Annotated in this window: 17 protein-coding genes; 7 read left to right on the top strand and 10 right to left on the bottom strand. The window is 59.9% G+C overall.

Annotated features, from left to right (window positions below; translation table 11 throughout):
- The first annotated feature begins 85 nt into the window (after positions 1-85).
- Positions 86-1,030 (top strand): sensor histidine kinase, encoded by a 945-nt coding sequence (locus ABM562_RS21230; protein WP_460423243.1) that lies wholly within the window; start codon positions 86-88, stop codon positions 1,028-1,030.
- 284 nt (positions 1,031-1,314) lie between these two features.
- Here ABM562_RS21230 and ABM562_RS21225 read toward each other — a convergent pair whose 3' ends face one another.
- Complete coding sequence (locus tag ABM562_RS21225) at positions 1,315-1,725, bottom strand: site-specific integrase (protein WP_460423245.1); 411 nt, start codon at positions 1,723-1,725, stop codon at positions 1,315-1,317.
- 695 nt (positions 1,726-2,420) lie between these two features.
- Here ABM562_RS21225 and ABM562_RS21220 point away from each other — a divergent pair.
- Positions 2,421-2,717: a hypothetical protein gene (locus tag ABM562_RS21220; RefSeq protein WP_115086738.1), complete on the top strand. Its 297-nt coding sequence runs from the start codon at positions 2,421-2,423 to the stop codon at positions 2,715-2,717.
- Positions 2,718-3,130: 413 nt separating this feature from the next.
- Here ABM562_RS21220 and ABM562_RS21215 read toward each other — a convergent pair whose 3' ends face one another.
- Positions 3,131-3,376 carry a hypothetical protein gene (locus ABM562_RS21215; RefSeq protein WP_233674114.1) on the bottom strand — a complete coding sequence of 82 codons (246 nt, stop codon included), beginning with the start codon at positions 3,374-3,376 and terminating at the stop codon, positions 3,131-3,133.
- A gap of 777 nt (positions 3,377-4,153) precedes the next feature.
- Positions 4,154-4,720: an isochorismatase family protein gene (locus tag ABM562_RS21210; RefSeq protein WP_460423241.1), complete on the bottom strand. Its 567-nt coding sequence runs from the start codon at positions 4,718-4,720 to the stop codon at positions 4,154-4,156.
- A 425-nt stretch (positions 4,721-5,145) separates the two neighbouring features.
- Here ABM562_RS21210 and ABM562_RS21205 point away from each other — a divergent pair, with 425 nt between their 5' ends.
- Positions 5,146-5,571, top strand: coding sequence for a bleomycin resistance protein (locus tag ABM562_RS21205; RefSeq protein ID WP_115086733.1), 426 nt, complete (start codon positions 5,146-5,148; stop codon positions 5,569-5,571).
- A 12-nt stretch (positions 5,572-5,583) separates the two neighbouring features.
- A complete protein-coding gene (locus ABM562_RS21200) occupies positions 5,584-6,111 on the top strand; it encodes a DUF2867 domain-containing protein (RefSeq protein ID WP_460423239.1) in 528 nt (175 codons plus the stop codon).
- Positions 6,112-6,120: 9 nt separating this feature from the next.
- Here the strand turns inward: ABM562_RS21200 and ABM562_RS21195 are convergent, their stop codons facing one another.
- Positions 6,121-6,405, bottom strand: a complete 285-nt coding sequence (locus ABM562_RS21195; RefSeq protein ID WP_460423237.1) for a hypothetical protein — start codon at positions 6,403-6,405, stop codon at positions 6,121-6,123.
- A 354-nt stretch (positions 6,406-6,759) separates the two neighbouring features.
- The gene (locus tag ABM562_RS21190; protein ID WP_460423235.1) at positions 6,760-7,281 is read right to left on the bottom strand and encodes a DUF3016 domain-containing protein; all 522 of its coding nucleotides are present in this window, start codon (positions 7,279-7,281) and stop codon (positions 6,760-6,762) included.
- Positions 7,282-7,366: 85 nt separating this feature from the next.
- Between ABM562_RS21190 and ABM562_RS21185 the strand changes: the two genes are divergently transcribed.
- Positions 7,367-8,062 carry a metallophosphoesterase gene (locus tag ABM562_RS21185; RefSeq protein ID WP_346617803.1) on the top strand — a complete coding sequence of 232 codons (696 nt, stop codon included), beginning with the start codon at positions 7,367-7,369 and terminating at the stop codon, positions 8,060-8,062.
- Here ABM562_RS21185 and ABM562_RS21180 read toward each other — a convergent pair.
- Together ABM562_RS21180 and ABM562_RS21175 are read right to left on the bottom strand one after the other, a co-directional pair.
- Positions 8,040-8,666: a LysE family translocator gene (locus ABM562_RS21180; RefSeq protein ID WP_233674112.1), complete on the bottom strand. Its 627-nt coding sequence runs from the start codon at positions 8,664-8,666 to the stop codon at positions 8,040-8,042. The two genes, ABM562_RS21185 and ABM562_RS21180, sit on opposite strands and share 23 nt — an antisense overlap.
- Before the next feature lie 79 nt (positions 8,667-8,745).
- A complete protein-coding gene (locus tag ABM562_RS21175; protein WP_460423232.1) occupies positions 8,746-9,564 on the bottom strand; it encodes an AraC family transcriptional regulator in 819 nt (272 codons plus the stop codon).
- A gap of 142 nt (positions 9,565-9,706) precedes the next feature.
- On the opposite strand from ABM562_RS21175, the gene ABM562_RS21170 reads away from it, so the two are divergent.
- Entirely contained in the window at positions 9,707-10,333 is a 627-nt protein-coding gene (locus tag ABM562_RS21170; protein ID WP_115086726.1) for a LysE family translocator, read from the top strand.
- Here the strand turns inward: ABM562_RS21170 and ABM562_RS21165 are convergent.
- The gene (locus ABM562_RS21165) at positions 10,330-12,624 is read right to left on the bottom strand and encodes an autotransporter family protein (RefSeq protein ID WP_460423230.1); all 2,295 of its coding nucleotides are present in this window, start codon (positions 12,622-12,624) and stop codon (positions 10,330-10,332) included. The genes ABM562_RS21170 and ABM562_RS21165 overlap by 4 nt on opposite strands.
- A gap of 276 nt (positions 12,625-12,900) precedes the next feature.
- Between ABM562_RS21165 and ABM562_RS21160 the strand changes: the two genes are divergently transcribed.
- A complete protein-coding gene (locus tag ABM562_RS21160) occupies positions 12,901-13,161 on the top strand; it encodes a DUF1652 domain-containing protein (protein WP_115086724.1) in 261 nt (86 codons plus the stop codon).
- Here the strand turns inward: ABM562_RS21160 and ABM562_RS21155 are convergent.
- Both ABM562_RS21155 and ABM562_RS21150 read right to left on the bottom strand, forming a co-directional pair.
- A complete protein-coding gene (locus tag ABM562_RS21155) occupies positions 13,158-13,433 on the bottom strand; it encodes a peptidylprolyl isomerase (RefSeq protein ID WP_007932676.1) in 276 nt (91 codons plus the stop codon). The two genes, ABM562_RS21160 and ABM562_RS21155, sit on opposite strands and share 4 nt — an antisense overlap.
- 35 nt (positions 13,434-13,468) lie before the next feature.
- Entirely contained in the window at positions 13,469-15,430 is a 1,962-nt protein-coding gene (locus tag ABM562_RS21150) for an acetoacetate--CoA ligase (RefSeq protein WP_115086723.1), read from the bottom strand.
- Positions 15,431-15,523: the final 93 nt, after the last annotated feature.

The following is a 15,523-nucleotide window of genomic DNA, read 5'->3' as shown; positions in this document are numbered from 1 at the left end:
GCTCAAGGTTGCGGCATGAACCTAAACCGGTGTCCAAAATCTGTTGACCAGTTCACTCATGCAGATTCAGGGGTCAGTAGCTAATGTGAAATTCGATCTTGTCCATCATGCCGGTCACTCAATCCCCATGATGCTCAGCGCTATAAGCTGTGAGCATTCGAACGGCGTTTTTCATGAATTGACGCTCTTTAGGGCCGAAGATCGACGAAGGTATGAGCGGGGTTTAGTCAATTCTCGAATGCTCGCGGAAGGCCATCTGGCCAAGAATCTGAAAGCTCAGAGGTCCCAGGAGGCTGAGCAGGGCAAGCTGCGTATCATTTATGCTGCTGCCGAAGATCGGGCGCTTTTCGCTGAGCAGATGATCGGAATCGTCAGCCATGACCTGCGCAATCCGCTTTCGGCAATAAGAATGGCGGCTGAAGTGTTGTCGCGTCGTGATCGGGATGCCAAGTCTATTCAGATGCTTGGACATATCAGCCACTCTGTCGAGCGGGCTCAACGGCTTGTAGCTGACCTGCTAGATTTTACGCTCGTACAGGTGGGGCGCGGGATCTCTGTGGCGTGTGCGCCGCTAAATTTCCACGAAGTTGTTGCGGACTGCCTTAAGGAAATCCGGCTTTCGTTTCCCAAGAGCGATCTGGTCCATGTTCACAGCGGTCAGGGGGATTTCTTTGCAGACAGTGATCGGCTGTATCAGATGATCGGCAACCTTACAGCCAACGCAATCGCCTATGGAACAGAGGGCTCTACTGTCACGGTGTCAACCCATATTAAGGATGACATCGCGGCCATTTCCGTGCACAACTTTGGAACTCCGATCCCTGCTGCGCTGCTGGAAAATCTATTTGAGCCCATGATTCGCGGTAGCCATGACAACGCAGAATTGCGCAGTGTTGGCCTTGGGTTATTTATCGTTCGGGAGATTGTGAAGGCTCATCAGGGTGAGATCACCGTTAGCTCCAATGCGGAGCAGGGGACCACATTCACGGCAGTCTTCCCGCGGCCAGCCCCCAAAGCTTCAGGGATCTGATGGTGGACAGGTAGGATATAGATGTTCGATTGGCAGGACGCCATGATATGCCGAAACGGCATGAGATAGGGGAATATCCTGCCGGACCAATTCACGGACCAGCAGGTGTGTTTCAGTGGGTAGGCGAGAGGGGTTTGGCCCAGTAAAACCTACTCACCGGAACCCGCTAACACCTGTTTTATAGCGCATGGTGATGTTAGCGGTAGAAATCAAGTGCTTATCCTGCGGGGGTTCCAGAGGTGTGTTTAGGTGCCGTCGCCTGATCGGGGCCAATTCTGGGCCGATCAGACGCTAGCCGGCAGCTTCTCCAGCTCCCTCCAATCCGAGGAGGAGCTGATCCATTTTGCGTAAGTAGAGAGCAACATCTCGACGCTATGGCCGAGCTGGTTCGCGATGAACGCGGGGTTCATCCCAGCCATCAGGCACATGGTTGCGTAGGTGTGGCGCGTGTCGTACTGCCGACGTTCACGGATGCCCAGCGCCTTGAGCGCGAGCTTGAAGTGCTTGATTGTAACACTTGGCTCTCTGATCCACATCCCGCCTTTGCCCGGTTGGAACACAAATGGGCTGGTGGAAGTCGCGGACTTCGAAGCAATCCGACGCAGATCGGCCGGGCGCAGGGTGTGGAGCGCGCGCTCATTGAGCAGGATAAACCCGGTGGTGCTTTGTCTTGGTCCGGTCTTCTGGCTGGCCATCGACGATAATGCGCCGGATGCTTCGGCGTGTTCATCGTTACCCCAGAATCGGCCGGAAGGATCGACCCAACCTGTCACGGTCCGGATGCTGGTGGCTTCAGGGGATTCGTACATCACCACTTTTTCTTCAGACATGACTTCGTCCTTGCCGCCATATCACGGCTGTTCAATACAGGGGAGAGGGGTTAAAGCGGGCGGAGTACAAATGTACTCTTTGCATCAAAAGCTACTGCGGCAGCGGTAATGCGCGGATGGCCTGGGCCAACTCTGGGAAGGAGCGACCCGCCACTCGGTCAGTTGCTCACACGGCACGCTGACCATCTGCTCGGTGTTGCTGGATCGGTTTTCTGTGGGCATGGGGATACCTCGCTGAGAAGCGACTAAAATTGAGATTTTTTGGCACAAACAACGGGTGAAGCATGGAATGCTTAATCTGCGGTGAGAAGGCGAGGGCACTGTCTACAGCTGCTGTATTTGTCGAAGTTGATTGCCCCGCGTGTGGCTACTACGGAGTTCCGAGGTTCTTAGTCCAACAGATCCTGAGAGGAGAGTGGCGGCTCGATAAGGACAGAACGAGGACCTATCTGGCGATGCGAGCGGTGAATAAGCAACTGCCTTGGATAACGAAGATTGATATCAATATTCATCTTTTACGTCAGGTGACTGTCCCTGGTCGTTAAGCAGCAGGTGATTCGATGAAGCAGCTACTGTTGGGCGCTTTGCTGGTTTCCGTCGCCGGCATTGCCAATGCGGACATCCCACTGGTGAATGCAACTTGCCCAGGAAACATTGAGGTGCACGCCGATGAAGGCGGCCCGATCTACATCAATGGCAAAGAGGCGAAGCTGAAAAAATTCAACGACAACTATTTCGAGGCCAAAGGCAGCGGGGTAACTATCTCGCTGACCATCAAGCCCGATGGCTCGCCCGATGTGTCGTACACCGGCAAGGGTGGTGCGAATGGAGTGTGCGAGCTGACAGATCAGGACTGATATACCAGTGTGCTGGCGGGTAGCAGACGAGGGGCAGGCAAGCCGTGCTTTGAAGTAACACATCGCCTTGCTTGTCCTGCAACTCTTGGTAGGCCGGGTACTTCGCCTGCGAGCGCGTCGCGCCCCATACCTGTTGCACCCAGTGGTGGTCGTCGCCAACCCAGTGTTCGACGTTGAACCAGTCGCACCAGGGCGGGATGACTTTCCATTCCTTCAGCGGTAGCTTCTCGGCCATTTCGCCGTATGACCACTCCAGGCTCGCCGTTGGCAATTGCGCGGCGCTCGATCTCGGCCGACACATTGTAGTGGCGGCGAACGTAGTCGCAGTTGTAACAGCTCGTGGCTTTCTCCATGCATGCGCCGTCCTCCGTGGCCGGATGCGGCATGGTGGCAATGTGGTTTGGGATGGGGTATTACGGGGGATCGGCATGGGGCCGGGTCAAGGAGCGAGAATGGCCTACAAGACTCGCGTCAAATTCATCGTTGAAAAGGCGAAGGAGATAGCTTCGTCTCTGAATGAAAATCTGGCCGGATATCAGCCAGACCCATTCTAGGGCCTGCTTAGTCCCTGGTCGAACCTTCAAGCGCAGGTCTTCTTCCTGCAGCTTCGCGGACTTCTCGCGCCTGCGCCGGTCGCGCTCGGCCTGGTCCATCGCCATGTGACGCCTCCTTTAATCCGCTTGGCGGCAAGTGAACATGCAGTTGCCGACGGCGCTGCTGGGTGATCTTCTGGATGCGTCTCATGGGTGGCACACCTCGATTGGCTTCTTGTTTGTAGAGCCAGGGGGCATGACCACTAGTAGACGCTTGTTTGCGCAATACACGCCCCAGGCTGACCAGTGGACGTGGCCATGGCCGCCGCGTACTTCACGGCGGGGCGATTGTGGCGATCATGGCTACGCCCCAGCCACTCGCGCTCCGACACCCACAGGCCGCCCTGACACTGCCCTCCAGTTCATGGCCACGGATGGTTGCCTTGGTCTGGAATGGAGTCTCGCCGCTGCCATGGATAGGGGGACGCAAGTGGTTCGGCTGTCCGTCGCTCATCGCAAGACAAGTACTTTTTGAATTTTTCAGGCTTGTCCTAAAGATTCCGGGCAAAGCCTCGGTTAATTTTTACTCGTTCGCCCGGCACATTGGCTCTATACCAACGCTTGGATTAAAGGCCCTGCGCGTCAAGCGATCAGCCCCAATCAATGCGTAACGTTTTAGGAGAAGTTCGCTATGGACAAGGCTTTTAATCGCTCCTCATTTGTATCTGGTCTTCTGCTTTTGCTGGCCGGGACAGGGATGGCCATAAACTTTTTCCTGAGGTCGAAGAGAATTGATATTCCCGTGATTTCTCTTCTGGTTATTGGTGTCGCCATGACCTATTCAGGGTGGAAGAGAAGTCGCAGAGAATAGTCAACCCACGCCGTGCATGGCGGCAGATAACTTCATAGGGTGAACTGAGCGACCACTTCATCCGATGACATGACATCGGCATACTCATCACCCAATATAGCCAAGGTCAATTCATGGACAGTTATGGCGTCCCATGACTTTCCATGCACCCCAATGACGGGCACAGCTGTCGTGGCGTCTGAGGGAAGGATGATGCTGTATCCGAGTGCTTTTCCCGCACGGACTGTGGCATCCATGCTGTTGTGAATGACAACACCCGTCAGCACCAATCGCGTAACCTGCATCCGTTTAAGAATGGCGTCTAGTTCGGTGCCAATGAAAGCGCAGTTTTCCTGTTTGGTGATGATGGTTTCTCCCTTTATAGGGGCGACGTCCTTCTTAATGCCATTCCATGGGCCATGGACGTAATAGCTGGATGTAGGAGTCTGCTCATCGTGCTTCACGTGAAGAACCGGCCAACCGATCAATCGCCAGTGATTGAGAAGGCGTAGGATGACCAGCAAATAGTCAGGATTATTTTTGCCATCCCAGTTCGGCCGATCAATGGCATCTTGGACGTCAAGGATAACAAGTGGGATAGGGCCAGATTGATCTTTCATGCCATTTCATCTCCTTTGAGTAGTGCACCAGCCCAGTGTGCTGAAACGAGGTTTTGGGGCATGTTCGCGATCATGATGTTGCCGAATATCGCTTTTGGAGTGCTTTGGGGTGTCCGGTGTCGCGCAACCGACTGAGATCTCCCGTCAGTTCTTCCTTGCCCGTGCTGTCGAGCGTTCAAGGCAGGGCACTTAGCCCATCATCCTGGCAAAGAAAAGCCCGCAGAGGAAGGCGGGCCAAAGGTGTCACGAGGAGTGGCAAGACTATGCACCCTGGCTTGTGAAAGGATTGTGAATGCCACTGCAACAGAGAGCCCGCCGAAACGGGCTGAAGCCGATCGCAAGCAAGGAAGAAGGAGGGGTGATACTGATACCGCGCTGTTGTAGACTCGCGCAGCTTGGCCCCTGAACCTGCCATGGAGATCCCGATGTTCACGATGAACGCCCTGGTGCCCGAACTGATCGTAAGCGACCTGCAGCGCAGCCTGCAGTTCTACTGCAGCACCGCGGGTTTCACCCTGGAATACCAGCGCCCTGAAGACAAATTCGCCTTCCTGTCGTTTGGCCAAAGTCAGCTGATGCTGGAGCAGGATTGGCACAGCGATTCGCCTTGGCGCGTGGAACCGCTGGAACAACCGTTCGGACGAGGCCTCAATCTGCAGATCCTGTGCGATAACGCCCAGGACCTGGCAGATGCCTTCGAAACAGCGGGGTACCCCTTGCGCCGGGCGGTCGAGGCGCATTGGTACCGCAGTAACGACCGCCTGAACGGTCAGCGCAACTTCCTCATCCAGGACCCGGATGGCTACCTGTTGCGTTTCAGCGAGAACCTGGGAATGCGAAACTGCCAGTAAGGGCACTTGCAGATGAACCAACCGATCAATGTCTGTGCTGTACCTGCCAACTCGCAGATCCACCGGCAACTGCCCGGCGCCGACTTCGTTGACGCCCACCGAGCCGCAGTCGGCAATATCGAACGCTCGGCGCTGGGGCATTTTCTGACGTTGATGAGCAGCATGCCGCGCTGGATCGACAACCTTATGGTGCTGCGCAATCGCCTGGTTCGACTGTGCGGCCTGAAAGACCTGGGGCGTTTGTCGAGAGTCGACCTTCAGCGCGACGAGGCGTCTTACCAGGTCAATGAGCGCGTCGGGATTTTCACCCTGATCAGCAATAGCCCGGATGAAGTGCTGCTGGTCGACCGCGACAAGCACCTGGACGTCTACATCTCGTTGCTGCGGCTACCCTTGAACGCCGACAACCGCCGCGAGATCGTGGTGTCCACCGTGGTGCACACCCACAATCGTCTCGGCCGGTTGTACATGCTGCCGGTCGCGCCGTTTCACCGATTTATCGCGCCCATCGCCCTCAAGCGCTTGATCCGCGCCAGGTAAAGGCTTGCCTCAGACGAAGCCTTGGCCGGCGAACCCGCGTGGCAAACGCTGCCGGCCGGGCAGGGCGCTCAGGCGCTCGACCCAGGCGCTGCGCCAGTCAGTGCCGGTGTGTTGAGTTCTGGCCTTGCGTGCGCTGCGCCGAGCGGCATTGCGCTGGTCCTTGCGGGCAGTCTTGAACACCTCGGTGTTGCGACAGCTGCGGCATTTGACCCGATTGAGTTCGGTGGTCGTGACCAGGTTCTTGCCGTGGTGACCGCAAGCAAGGTGGCCGGCGGTCTTGTAGTGGGTGACCATTGGTATCCTCCTCGGCACTGTTGCTTGACAACAGGCTCTTAGGATTGGACCGCTTGGGCACGGGCAGGTTCGGCGCTACTCTCTGGTGACCAACAGCGTCATCCATAGTCAGCGCGGCGAAGGCAAGGGCGAGGAGGCTCAGGGTGTGGCTATCCCGGGGGCGGGTGGTTTTGTGCATAAGTATCCGTGCTTGCAGTCATCATCGGACGGCCGGAAATTGGCGAGCATGACAGCTGTGCCTGAGGCTGTTGCAGCCTGTACATTCTGTGTTGCCTGAACTACGACCGCTGCGCGATCGATCGCGGGCAAGTCCCGCTCCCACAGGTTCGGTATACACAGACCTACTGGAGTTGGCTAAAAACCCGAGGTCTGTTGCTGCACGCTGAACTGCTTGCGAAACCACTCCTGGAGCATGGCCTTCTCGGCATACAGGCGGTCGGTGTCGGCGCGCCGGCCCGGGCGCTGCAGGTAGAACTTGTCGCTCAGGTGCGTGTCGGCCTGGCTGAGCACCTGGCCGGGTTGCGACAGGGTGTAGTGCAGGTCGATACTGGGCCAGGTGACGTCGCGCAGGATCCGTACCGAGTAGGCATTGCTGCGCCAAGGCTCGTAGTGCCCGGCCAGGTCGATGTCGCGGATGTCGATGCGCAGGGTCTGGCCCGCGGGCAGGTAGCGTTGGCCCAGTTTGACCAGGTAGGCGCTCAGCTCCTTCATGACGTAAGCATCGGCGCCGCGCTGGTAGCCGTTGCTGTCCAGGCTGGCGTCGCGAAAGTGTTCGGGTTTGTCGAAGGTGACTTCGACGTTGGGCGTGGCTGCGGTTTGCGCCAGGCTGTTGAAGGCCACCAGGCTCAATGTGGCCAAGGTCAGGGCAGGGCGCATGATTCACCTCCAGGTGCAGCCTTGCGCAGTTCGCTGCACAGGCTTCATTGTACGCCTGTGGCGATTGAAAGCAGAGGAGTGGGTAGTGCGCAGGATCGAGCGATTCACCGCCAATCGGCGCGGCAGGGACATCGCCGTGGGTGACATCCACGGGTATTTCTCGCGCCTGCAGGAACGGCTGACGGCGATCGGTTTCGATCCGGCGGTGGACCGCCTGTTCAGCGTTGGCGACCTGGTCGACCGCGGGCCAGAGTGCCCGCAGGCGCTGCAGTGGCTGGCGCAACCCTGGTTCCACGCCGTGCAAGGCAATCACGAGGCGCTGGCGATCACCCACGTTGATGGCGGCCTGCTTGATTACAGCCAGTACCGCGCTGCGGGCGGCGGCTGGTTCCTGGCCCTGAGCGAGGCTGAACAGGTGCGCTTTGCCGAACGCTTTCGGCGCATGCCACTGGCAATCGAGGTCGAAACCGCAGGGGGGCTGATCGGCCTGCTGCATGCCGATAGCCCTTACCGCCGTTGGGCCGACTTGCGTGAGCAACTGGCGAGCACCCCGCCGAGCGAGGTCCAGGAGGTCTGCCAATGGTCGCGCAAGCGCCTGTATGCCGGCGATGACACGCCCATCGACGGGCTGCGCGCATTGATTGTCGGCCATACCCCCCAGCGGCAAGTAAAGGTGCTGGGCAATATATGGCATATCGATACCGGTGGCTGGGCCAGCGGCCAGTTCAGCCTGCTGGACCTGGCCAGCCTGACCGCGCTCAGCGCCAGCCCAGGTGAATGATCACTGCCAGTGCCAATAAGATCAGCACGGCGCCGGACACCCGCTCAAGCCACGGCAGTGCCCGGGAAAAGCGCCGGCGTACTCGCAGGTTGCCGATGGCTGCGGCGACCAGAACATCCCACAGCAGCACGGCGCTGAACATCCACAGGCCGTAGACCAGCTTCCAGCCCAGGCTGGTGTGGCTGCCACTGACCATGCTTGCCAGGCTGACATAGAACAGGGCGTTTTTCGGGTTGAGAATGCCGGACACAAAGCCCATCAGCAAACCCTGAATCCAGGGGCTCGCCAGCCCGTCATTCGCTGCGGTTACCTGAATCAGCGAGGTGCTGCCGGCATGGCGAATGAACAACACGCCGATGTACAGCAGGTAGGCGCAACCGGCCAGCTGGATGGCGACGAACAGCGCACTGTCCGGGCGCAGCGCCGAGACTCCGCTGAAAGCGGCAAGAATGAACACGCCGTTGGCCAGGGCGATACCCAGGCAGGCGCCGGTCGCCTTTAGCCAGCCGGCGCTCATCGAGGTGCGCGCAACCAGGAAAAAATCAGGGCCGGGGGACAGCAGGGCAAGAAAATGCGCTGCCGCCACGATCAGAAACTGCTCCATGAATGACGGACTTCTTCAGCGAGAGGGGGGCTGATTGTCGGTGCCGTGCGAGGGGCCTGTATTGAACGAAATTGCGTGTTCAGCCGCGGTACAGCCCAGGTGTTACACCGGTGTGGGCCTTGAACACGCGCTGGAAGTGGCTCTGGTCGGCAAAGCCCAGGCGATAGGCGATGTCAGCCATGTCCTGGCCCTTGCGCAACCACTGGCGCGCGCGGTTGATGCGCAGGTTCAATTGCCAGGCATGAGGGGTAAGGCCGGTCGCGGCACGGAACGCCCGGATCAGTTGGTATCGGCCCATGCCGACGCTGTCCGCCAGTTCGCCCAGCGACACGCTGCGGGCGTCTTCCTGGGCAAGCCGTTGGAGCAACGCTTCAAGGTTGTGCTCAAGGCGTTGCGGTGGCGGCGACAAGATCTGGGTTGGCGGGCTGTAGTGATCGCCAATGAACGCGATCAAAGCGGCTTCTTTCTCATGGGCACTGGCCGCAGAGAACAACAGATCGTTGAGCCGGGTAAAACGGGCGTAGGTCGACCGGTTGCACGTGACGTGCGCCGGCGTTCCCTCTACCTGCGCCGCCAGTGCCGACTCCAGGCGCAAGGTCTGCAGCCAGGCGGCGTCCAGATGGATCATCTGGTAACTCCAGCTCAGCCCGGGTTCGGGGTTGCAGGCATGCACGCAGTGCGCCGGAACGAACACCAGCGTGCCAGGGTGAAGGCGTGTTTGCGCTTTGTTCGCGCCGCTAAACACACTGCTGCCCTGATCGACCGCGCCAATGGAGAACGTTGGATGACTGTGCGCCTTGTAGCAGGCACGGCTGTCGCAGGCGCGGCGGCTTTCGATATAGGGCAAGGCCGGGTCGCGCCAGAACGCTGTACGGGCGGCGTCAGTTGGCTGGGGCATGTGCAGGAGCCGATGAAAACGTGGCCAGAAGTCTATCACTGCATGGCCCGCCAGGGGCTGCACAGTTTTGCCGTCCAGCTGTACCTTGACGCGGGTACAGCGGCGAGCGGAACCTTGTGTTCTTTGCCACCGGAGCGCCCCCATGGACCTGACCACCCTGGCCCTGTTCATCCCGGCCTGCTTTGCCCTGAACATGGCCCCTGGGCCGAACAACCTGTTGTCGCTGAACAATGCCAGCCGGTATGGCCTGCGAACGGCCTGTGTGGCGGGGATTGGCCGGTTGTTCGCCTTTGCCGGGATGATCGTGCTGGCGGCCATGGGCCTGGCGGTGGTGCTGCATACCAGCGAGTACCTGTTCCTGGCCATCAAGGTGCTGGGCGCTGCGTACCTGTTCTACATCGCCTGGCAGTTATGGCGGGCACCTGTGGGCGAGGCGGCGCTGGTCAGCGAACGCCGCCGCGGTACGTTGCGCCTGGCGCGCCAGGAGTTCTGGGTGGCGGCCGGCAACCCCAAGGCGATTCTGATCTTCACTGCCTTTTTGCCGCAGTTCATCAGCGTCGGCAGCCCGCTGCCGGTGGCCGAACAGTTCACCTGGCTGGGCGGTATGTTCCTGCTGCTGGAGTGGCTGGCCATCGCCATCTACGCCTGGCTGGGCGCCTACCTGCAGCGCTGGTTCAACCAGCCCGGGCCGCGGCGGCTGTTCAATCGGGTCAGTGCCACGCTGCTCAGCTGCGCCGGGATCGGCTTGCTGGCAGCGCGGCGGGCTTAGAAACTGAAGCGCACACCGGCGTTAGCGCCAGTGCCTTCCAGTTGCGAGCTATCGAGGTTGCGACGATGGTTGAGGCTGAACTGAACCGCGAAATTACTGGTCAGTTGGGCGACGAGACCAGCTTCGATTTCCAGTGAAGTGCCTTTGAAATCGGTCTCGATCTTGTCGCTATCATCAAAGGTCACAGTGTCCTGGCCACCGTCAACGTGCCAGATGTTGGCTTGCAGGAAAGGACGCCAGTCTGCGGTTTGCGCCTTGAAGTCACCCTCCAGGCGCAGCCCGAGGCGACCGGTCAGCTCGGTATCACTGTCAAAGTCAACCTTGGATACCTGATCACGTTGGCCTTTGAGTGACACTTTCTGGGCAATCAACTGTGCCTGGGGCTCCAGTGTCCAGGCCGTCGACAGCAGGAAGGGGTAGCCGAATTCGAGCGAGCCGGTCCAGGCATCGCCGTCCAGGTCGAGCTTATCGCCTCGATCGGTGCGGGCGCGGCCATCAAGGTCGGTGTATTGCACCACTGCATCAACATACCACTGCAGGGGAGCGATCAGGGTCCAGTAGGCACCGACACTGTCGCCGTCCAGCTTCAGGTCGCCAACCGAGCGGTCCTGGATGCCCTGGGCATAGCCCTTGACGTCGCCGTCCAGGCGGCTGTGGCTGACGTAAAAGCCGATATGCTGGCGGTAGCCGCTTTCGCTGACCTGCGCGTAGAGGTCCTGCCCGACCTTGAAGCCGTAGAGATTGCCATCCAGGCTCGGGCTTACCGTGCCGGACCAGCGCTGGTGAAAGTTATAGCCATATGCCTGGCCCCAACTGGCTGAGAAAGCACCTTGCTCCCGGAGCGACGTCTGGTCGCCGTGGCGCTGGTGGAAGGTGCCCAGGTTGAATCGCGATACCAGCGCGGCGGCCCGCGGCGCGACAGCATATACCGGTACTGCCGGGCGGTAGATCACCAGGCTCTGGCCAGCCGGAGGAATGGACAGGACGGGTTGATTGGGTGCGGGAGCCAATACCGGCGGGGTAACTGCCGGTGGCACTACCGGTGGCGGCTGGTCGACCGGAGGAGGTTGATCCACCGGCGGCGCGGGCGGGGCGGTGATACTCGAGACCAGAAACCAGCTCTGCTCACTACCGGCAGTGGAGCCGCCCTTGACCAGGCGATAATCGAAGGCACCAGCTGACAGTACCTGGGTCTGAACAAATGCTCCATTGGTACTGGTAGCGCCATTGGCGGCGATCACCACGGGAATACCGTTGACGTTAGTGGCGGCCCCGGTACCTCCAAAGTTATTGATCAGCAGATTGGTCGAGCCGGAAATCAGCCCACCGTTTACCACCAGGTGATCGGAAGGCGCGTCATCGCCGGCCAGCACCGTGTTGAGTGCAAGCGTGCCGCCGTTGCCGGTGTAGTTGCCGTTGATAGTCAGGCTGCCTTGGGCATTGCCGCCACTGCTGAGGTCGATCAGCCCGGCGTTGGTCACGGTGACAGGCTGTCCGTTGGTGAACGGGCTGATAACACCCGTTTGCGATACCAGGCTGCTGCTGGCATCGATGTTCACCACGCCGCTAGCACTGGCGGCGTCGCCAAGGGCCAGGGTGTCATTGAGGGTGAAGGCACTGCCGTTGTTGAGGTTGAACGTTTCCCAGTTGGTATAGAGGGCGCCACCGACAGGCTTGCTGTTGTCGAAGGTCAGGGTGTCCTGGCCGGCGCCACCGTTGACCGTGATGTTCAGGACGCTGGCCTCCAGGCCGCTCAACGTGGCCTGGTCGTTATCACCGCCCATGTCCACCGTGCCATGTATAACCCCGCCACCTTGCCAGGTAAGCACGTCGTTGCCGACACTGGCCAGCAGGTTGCCCAGCAGCTCGCCGCCGGTGATGGTGAACGTGTCGGTGCCGCCACTGGTGCTGATGTTGCCGCCGATGGTGCCGCCGCTAAGAATGATGGTGTCGTTGCCAAAGCCAGTGACCAGGTTACCGTCGATGGTGCCGCCGGACATGTCGAAGGTGTTGTTATCCAGCTTCATGTTGACGCGGCCAATACGTCCGCCCGTGAAGATTGCAAAGTCACCGTCTTCGAAGAAATTGATGATCCATCCCTGAGACATGAAAAAGGTATCAAGACCGTCGCCTTGAGCCAGCGACTGGATAGTCCCGCCGGTCATGCGAAAGTCATCGATTCCCGATGTCTGGATCTGGGCGCCTAGAGTCTGGCCTTGGCCGACAACAAGGTTTTGTGCCAAGGCAGTCAAAGGCAGGGCGCTAAGTACCACGATAAGCGAGGCTCGCATCAGGCAGGCTCCATTTCCATACAGGGCGCTGACCACTGCAGATCCAGCTTCCCTGTGAGCGCTGGACGGGGTCTGCGTTGATGTATAGAGCAAACAGAAATATCGACAACTGGCAAAAATGCTAGGTGGCGAATGGCCGCTACTGCCCCGCAGCCGGCAAAAGCCCTAGGTGCTTATAGTGAAAGGGTCTGATTCGATTGGGAAATATGACCTAGTCTTGCAGCTGGACCGGGCAACACGGAACCGCTGTCCGCCACCTGCCAAGGAGACGTACCGATGCTCTCGACCCTGGAGTTGCGCAACATCATAGAAAGCAGTTTTTTACCCACCCGCTGCCAGTGCACCCTGGCCGCCGACCGTTCACTGACCGTGCGGGTGTTCGACCGCAGCTGCGAGCGGGTCGACCTGTTGGTCACCGGCATCAGTGCCGAGCAACTGACCAGCAGCCGGGCGATTTCCAACCTGATCGTCGGCCTGCGTAATGACCTTGAAGATCAGCGTAATCAACGCTCGCAGCGGCGCCGCGACAGCCTTTAATCGCGGTAGAACACCTGCACCAGGTGATAGCCGAACTTGCTCTTGATCGGGCCGTGCACGGTACGCAGCGGTTTCTTGAAAATGACCTGGTCGATGGCGCCGACCATCTGCCCCGGCCGCACTTCGCCCAGGTCGCCGCCGCGCTTGCCTGACGGGCACGTGGAGTACTTCTTGGCCAGCACATCGAATGCCTCGCCCTTGGCGATGCGTTGCTTGAGCTGTTCGGCCTCTTCAGCGGTCTTGACCAGAATATGCCGGGCCTGTGCTTTCATCTCAACCTACCTTCGCAAAGGGTAAAAACCGCGCATTATGCCTGATCGCGCAATTCTTCGCGGTCACGAAATTGCCCCAGGGCCTCGGGGTTGGCCAGGGCATCGGTGTTCTTCACCGGCTCGCCGTGCACCACGTTGCGTATCGCCAGTTCAACGATCTTGCCGCTGATAGTACGGGGGATGTCCGTCACGGCCGCGATCACTGCCGGCACATGGCGCGGCGTGGTGTTGCTGCGAATCACCTGACGGATGCGTGCCTGCAAGGCGTCATCCAGTTGCAGGCCGTCGCGCAGGCGCACGAACAGTACCACGCGCACATCGTTATGCCAGCGCTGGCCGATGGCGACGCTTTCGACCACCTCATGGATCTTCTCGACCTGGCGGTAGATTTCCGCCGTGCCGATGCGCACGCCGCCTGGATTCAACACCGCGTCCGAGCGGCCATGGATCAACATGCCGCCATCGGCCAGCTCCTCGGCATAATCGCCCTGGGCCCAGACCCCGGGGAACTGGCTGAAGTAAGCGGCATGGAAGCGTTCGCCTTGCGGGTCATTCCAGAAACCCAGGGGGATGGCCGGGAAGTGCCGGGTGCAGACCAGTTCGCCTTTTTCACCAATCAGCGCATGACCCGCGTCATCCCAGACCTCAACCGCCATGCCCAGGCTCTTGCACTGGATCTGGCCGCGGCGCACCGGCAACAGCGGGTTGCCGATAACGAAGCAAGAGACAATATCGGTACCGCCCGACATCGACGCCAGGCACAGGTCGCGCTTGAATTCGCGGTAGACGTAGTCGTAGCTTTCCGGCGACAACGGCGAGCCGGTCGACAGCAGCAACTTCAGCGAGTCCAGGCGATGACTCAGGCGTGGCTGCAGGCCGGCTTGTTCCAGGGCCGCCAGGTACTTGGCGCTGGTGCCGAATGCGCTGATGCGCTCGCTGTCGATCAGGTCGAGCAGGCGTTCGGGGCCCGGATGAAAAGGCGAGCCGTCGTACAGCACCAGGGTTGCCCCCACGGCCAGGCCGCTGACCAGCCAGTTCCACATCATCCAGCCGCAGGTGGTGTAGTAGAACAGCACGTCATCATCGCCCAGGTCGTTGTGCAGGCCGTGCTCCTTGAGGTGCTGCAGCAACACGCCGCCGGCGCTGTGGACAATGCACTTGGGCACGCCGGTGGTGCCGCTGGAATAGAGGATGTACAGCGGGTGATTGAACGGTAGCGGGGTGAACTGGGGTTCGCCGCCGGATTGGTAGAAGTCGTCCCAGAGGCTGACCCGGGCCTGACTGTTGAACTCATCGGTGCGGGTGTGCGCGCGGGTGTAGGGCACCACCAGCAGGTGTTGCAGGGTCGGCAGTTGTGCCAGTACCTGGTTGATCTTGTCGACTTGATCGATCTGTTTGCCGGCGTATTGGTAACCGGCGCAGATCATCAGCAGCTTTGGCTCGATCTGGCCGAAGCGGTCGATGATGCCGTGGGTGCCGAACTCGGGCGACGAGCACGACCAGATCGCCCCAAGGCTGGTGCAGGCCAGCATTGCCACCAGGGTTTGCCAGGTGTTCGGCATGCAGGCGGCAACCCGGTCGCCAACGCCGATGCCTGCAGCCTTGAAACTGCGTTGCAGGCCGGCCACCTGTGCGGCCAGCTCGGCATGGCTGATGACCCGTTGCTCACCGTCTTCACGCACGACGATCAATGCCGGATGAGTATCGCGACGGCGCAGCAGGTGTTCGGCAAAGTTCAGAGTGGCGCCGGGGAACCAGCGCGCATCGGGCATCTGCGGGCCTTCGTCGAGCACCTGGGTGGCCGGCTGCTGCCAGCGCACCTGGAAGTAGTCGGCAAGGGTTTGCCAGAACGCGGGACGCTGTTCGATGCTCCAGCGGTGCAGGTCGGCGTAGTTGCTGAGCGCAAGGCCAAACTGCTGATTGACCTGCCGGCGAAAGGCATCCATCCGACTGGCCTGAATACGCGCCTTGCTCGGGCGCCAGAGCACTTCGTTCATGGGCGTTCCTTTTTGCGGTTGGCCAGGGCTGCTCGCACCCCATCGCCGGCAACGCCGGCTTGTGTCTTGAGGTAGGAATAGAATCAGAAGTGA

Source organism: Pseudomonas sp. ZL2, from assembly GCF_054788455.1.
This window is presented reverse-complemented; position numbering and strand designations above follow the sequence as displayed.

What these genes read in the sequence shown, in the direction of transcription:
- ABM562_RS21225 (WP_460423245.1), bottom strand. Translation starts at nt 1,725, where the DNA reads ATGGCCAGCCAGAAGACCGGACCAAGACAAAGCACCACCGGGTTTATC.
- ABM562_RS21220 (WP_115086738.1), top strand. Translation starts at nt 2,421, where the DNA reads ATGAAGCAGCTACTGTTGGGCGCTTTGCTGGTTTCCGTCGCCGGCATT.
- ABM562_RS21215 (WP_233674114.1), bottom strand. Translation starts at nt 3,376, where the DNA reads ATGGCGATGGACCAGGCCGAGCGCGACCGGCGCAGGCGCGAGAAGTCC.
- ABM562_RS21210 (WP_460423241.1), bottom strand. Translation starts at nt 4,720, where the DNA reads ATGAAAGATCAATCTGGCCCTATCCCACTTGTTATCCTTGACGTCCAA.
- ABM562_RS21205 (WP_115086733.1), top strand. Translation starts at nt 5,146, where the DNA reads ATGTTCACGATGAACGCCCTGGTGCCCGAACTGATCGTAAGCGACCTG.
- ABM562_RS21200 (WP_460423239.1), top strand. Translation starts at nt 5,584, where the DNA reads ATGAACCAACCGATCAATGTCTGTGCTGTACCTGCCAACTCGCAGATC.
- ABM562_RS21195 (WP_460423237.1), bottom strand. Translation starts at nt 6,405, where the DNA reads ATGGTCACCCACTACAAGACCGCCGGCCACCTTGCTTGCGGTCACCAC.
- ABM562_RS21190 (WP_460423235.1), bottom strand. Translation starts at nt 7,281, where the DNA reads ATGCGCCCTGCCCTGACCTTGGCCACATTGAGCCTGGTGGCCTTCAAC.
- ABM562_RS21180 (WP_233674112.1), bottom strand. Translation starts at nt 8,666, where the DNA reads ATGGAGCAGTTTCTGATCGTGGCGGCAGCGCATTTTCTTGCCCTGCTG.
- ABM562_RS21175 (WP_460423232.1), bottom strand. Translation starts at nt 9,564, where the DNA reads ATGCCCCAGCCAACTGACGCCGCCCGTACAGCGTTCTGGCGCGACCCG.
- ABM562_RS21170 (WP_115086726.1), top strand. Translation starts at nt 9,707, where the DNA reads ATGGACCTGACCACCCTGGCCCTGTTCATCCCGGCCTGCTTTGCCCTG.
- ABM562_RS21165 (WP_460423230.1), bottom strand. Translation starts at nt 12,624, where the DNA reads ATGCGAGCCTCGCTTATCGTGGTACTTAGCGCCCTGCCTTTGACTGCC.
- ABM562_RS21160 (WP_115086724.1), top strand. Translation starts at nt 12,901, where the DNA reads ATGCTCTCGACCCTGGAGTTGCGCAACATCATAGAAAGCAGTTTTTTA.
- ABM562_RS21155 (WP_007932676.1), bottom strand. Translation starts at nt 13,433, where the DNA reads ATGAAAGCACAGGCCCGGCATATTCTGGTCAAGACCGCTGAAGAGGCC.
- ABM562_RS21150 (WP_115086723.1), bottom strand. Translation starts at nt 15,430, where the DNA reads ATGAACGAAGTGCTCTGGCGCCCGAGCAAGGCGCGTATTCAGGCCAGT.